Source organism: Maribellus sp. YY47 (assembly GCF_023111095.1).
GTDB lineage: Bacteria > Bacteroidota > Bacteroidia > Bacteroidales > Prolixibacteraceae > Draconibacterium.
In genome coordinates, this window is record NZ_JALGYW010000019.1 from 1 (window position 1) to 2,982 (window position 2,982).

General features: G+C 47.3%; 2 protein-coding genes. Both read right to left on the minus strand.

The genetic code is table 11. The features are described from left to right. Window positions 1–602: 602 nt before the first annotated feature. Complete coding sequence (locus MR764_RS15285) at window positions 603–1,487, minus strand: hypothetical protein (protein ID WP_247980311.1); 885 nt, start codon at window positions 1,485–1,487, stop codon at window positions 603–605. 3 nt (window positions 1,488–1,490) lie between these two features. Next, window positions 1,491–2,982: HYR domain-containing protein (locus tag MR764_RS15290; protein WP_247980312.1), on the minus strand; the 1,492-nt coding region annotated here is incomplete at its 5' end.

Consider the following 2,982-nt stretch of genomic DNA (forward strand, 5'->3'; position numbering starts at 1 on the left):
CATAGAGAGGGACGATACGTCTGCTGACGGATCAGGGTGAGTAGTTTTAATTCAACTTCTTGCGCCTTTTATCATCATTTCATTGCCTTCTTTTAGAACCACTCTCCCTCATTCCCTCTCTATGCATAGAGAGGGACGATTGTGTCCGTCAGCTGACGGATCACGATCAGGGTGAGTAGTTTTAATTCAACTTCTTGCGCCTTTTATTATCATTTCATTGCCTTCTTTTAGAACCACTCTCCCTCTTCTCCCTCTCTTCGCGAAGAGAGGGACGATACGTCAGCTGACGGATCAGGGTGAGTTTCATATACATATTTTCTCGTATTCACTTAGCCATTTTAAATACTGCATTAAGACCCGCTTCAAAACTTTTGTTTTTACTTTTTGTTTCCAATTCCATCCGCCGATTGACGGATGGATTTGAAGCCTAATGGTTCGGCTTCCGGGAAAGTGGTGCGTTGTTGTTGTATCGTCATAAAAAATTGTTGTAGAGAAAATGCATCCACTCTTCCCGTTTGCCCGGGAGCACCGATTGGCACTCCTACAGAACCACACTTCCCGTTGTTCCGTCTACCGACGGGCCGGAAAGATTTTTCTTTTAGTCATGTTGCATAGGCATGATGGTTTTTGTTGTTAGCTACTGTCCTTTTTCCCGTGCACAACGACACGTTAGCAGGTTTTATATTTTGAGCTGAAAGCCGCGAGCTGTGAGCTGCGAGCTGATCTGCTGTTTCTGTACTGTTCCCGGTTTGATATACTTCCACACAGCTCGATCGCGTGGTAGCGGAGTTTCTATACAAACGGTTTAAAAACTCTCCCTCTTCTCCCTCTCTATGCATAGAGAGGGACGATTGTGACGTAGTCGCAATCAGGGTGAGTATAGTATTGTTTTTGGCTGTCTGCCTGTTTGTTTCTGAAACCCTTATTTGATGATGCTGTTCCACGCGATTCAATCGCGCGGCAGCGGAGAAATATTCGTTTTCCATTTCTGGTTTCATCCGTTGGCTATATTTTCCGATAACCCTTGCTGGACGTGCTCCCCTGCTGTTGGTAACCCTTCCATCGGCAAGGGCGACCTGTCCCCCGGCAATTTCTCGATCCCAATCGGCGATCCTTACCCTTCCATTGGCCATTTTTTTGATCGCCGCGGCAGTATTTTTGCTTCCATTGGCAAATTTTTCTTCTCCCCGGGCAATTTTTTCTCGTCCTTCTGCAATTTTTTGAATTTCACCGGCGACATTGGCCTGCCCATTAGCCATTTTTTTGAATCCATCGGACAAAGTGACGGCTCCCCGAAGACTTTTTTTGGTTCCCCGACAAAGTTGAGCGCTCCATGGGCCAATTTTCACGATCACCGACCGGGATGAACCGTCCCCCGGCCATTTTTCGCGTTCCCCGGCAAAGGTGAGCAGCCCCTGAGCTGTCCCGGTGGTCACCGGAATCATTTGGACTTCCAGCTTCTTCACTATGTCGTTATCGTATCTCATCTTTTAATAGTCCGTTTTAATTACCTGAGGCCGCGGTGTTATGGTTATTTCGCGCATAATTTCACCGGATGGATTTCCGTTACAGTCTTCTACCCAATAGAAAATGTGGTGGGTTACCGTGCTAAATGTTACGCCGTCGCCCCAGAGGTAAATATCTGTTGGTATTCCGCCTTCGGTATAGGTCGATGGTTGCCCGGTTCCGGTAATATCAGCATGGCTTACCGCAACACCGGTAAGCGGATCGGGTGTATCTGCAAACTCGATTCGCCACTGAAGCTTACTTACCATTGACAGCGAGTCACAGCAATTGTCTTCGAGCGAAGTAAGATCGAGCGAAGTATCGCCGGCATAGAGTGTCCGGTAATCCACGGGGAATTTCTCCAGGTTCGGAACAATATGGTTGAAAACCGGATTTGGATTGGCTTCATTGTATACGACCCAATGCAACGGATCCACGCAGTTTTCGTACGGATCGGCATCGAGGGTTGGCGCTTCCTTATCCTGAACAATCACCAGATGTGAGCATTCGTCGTAGCCTGAGATATTTTCAGCACGCCAACTGATCAGCGATTCACCGATCTCGAACGGATAGTCAGAAATATCGGGAGGACCAGGATTTGATGCACTTCCAACAAATGAGCCATTTGCCACCACGTTCCCGCCTACCGCCGGATACGTAATTGTCCAATACCAGGTAATCGGCTGAATACCTTCATCCAGCGTTGGCAATCCAAAACCATCGGGTTGTGGCTCTGAATTTCGTGTAGCCGTACATACTCCCGGATCTGTGGTAGTTGTATAGTCGGGAGGACAAGTTATTTTAGGTGGTCCTTTTACGGTTACGGTGAATGAACAATCGTCAGTCAAACCGGAAGAATCGGTTATTTTATAGGTTATCGTTGTAACACCAACATAATATCTCCTTGGATTCGGCAGAATATTAATTCCGGTATTTGCACTGGTGTATGTTGTACCATCGGGTTCCACCAATGTCCATTCCAAAACAGGATTCGGACAATTATCGCCATACGTTGGATCAGCAACGGTAATGTTTTCTTTATAAGGCACATCAAAATCCGCCTGGAAAACGTAATCGTCCGGACAATCGACAAATGGCGGAAGATCGATAACCTCGATGTCGATTACACAGGTATATACATTACCCGAGGCATCAACAATGGTCCAGGTTACCGTATGGGTACCCACTTCAAAGCGCTCGGTCAAGGCATTTAAGGTAACAACCGTTCCTACCGCTGCCGGCGGAGTGACTGCAACCGAAGTTCCTCCGTCGATCTGATAAGAAACGCTAAAGCTTTCCACACATAAATTATCGATAACCGGGGCAGGTACCGTTACCTCGGCATCGCATAAATCAGTTTCTGCAGATACGCTGATCGTGGATGCCGTTGGATCCGGACAGGTTACTTCAAAGCGTGGATCGACAGTGTTCTTAATCCAAACCTGGAAGCTGCATTCGGCTTTATTCTCCGAGGCA

Bases quoted from the DNA above. Each gene is read 5' to 3' on its own strand.
- MR764_RS15285 (WP_247980311.1), bottom strand. From the start codon at position 1,487: ATGAGATACGATAACGACATAGTGAAGAAGCTGGAAGTCCAAATGATT.